Raw genomic sequence first — 858 nt, forward strand, 5'->3', positions numbered from 1 at the left:
GTCGTCGAATGGGCGCCGCGGGCGGCCAGGGACGCCGCCGCGTCGGGCGCGCACCGCCAGGCCACGGCGCACTACCGCGCCGCCCTCGACCACGCCGACCGCTTCGACCCGGCCGAACGCGCCGACCTCTCGGAGGAGTACGCGATCGAGGCGTACACCGTCGGAGCGGCGGACGACGCGATGACAACGCAATCCCAGGTCATCGCGTTGCGACGCCGGCTCGGCGATCCCCGGCGGCTCGGGGCGAGCCTGCGCTGGCTCTCGCGCTTCCAGTGGTTCGCCGGCCGTCGAGCCGACGCCGAGCAGTCGGCTCGCGAGGCATCCGCGGTGCTGGCCGACGCCGGCGACCCTGGTCTGCTCGCCATGGCGCTCAGCAACGAGTCGCAGCTCGCGCTGCTCATGCACGACTCCGAGCGCGCCATGGAGCTCGCCGATCGGGCGATCGCGATCGCTCGCGAGACCGGTGATCGCGCCGTGCTCTCGCACGCGCTGAACAACCACGGCACCGCGTTGATGTTCCGCGCCGACGAGCGGGGCATCGACGAGCTCGTCGAGGCCGCGGAGGTCGCGCAGGCGGTCGACGACATGGAGGATGCGGCACGCGCCTACGTGAACCTCGTCTGGGGCCTGCTCGACCACTACCGGCTCGACCTCGCCGAGCTGCACCTCGCCCGCGCGATGGAGCTCACCGAGCGGGCGGAGTTCATCGGCTTCGTCACCTACCAGCGCATGGAGCAGGGCCGGCTCGACCTGGCACGGGCCCGCTGGGACGATGCCCTGGCGTCGGTCGAACCGGTTCCGGATGCCCCGCACGCCCGTTGCGTCGCGCTGACCGTCGCCGGCACGGCCCGCCTGCGG

At 73.3% G+C, this 858-nt stretch carries 1 protein-coding gene; it reads left to right on the forward strand.

Annotated elements, in window-relative coordinates:
* On the forward strand, positions 1-858 hold an 858-nt coding region (locus tag AC1DY2_RS20220; RefSeq protein ID WP_476764041.1), incomplete at both ends, for a hypothetical protein.

This window comes from Agromyces sp. P1_H4 (assembly GCF_056405255.1).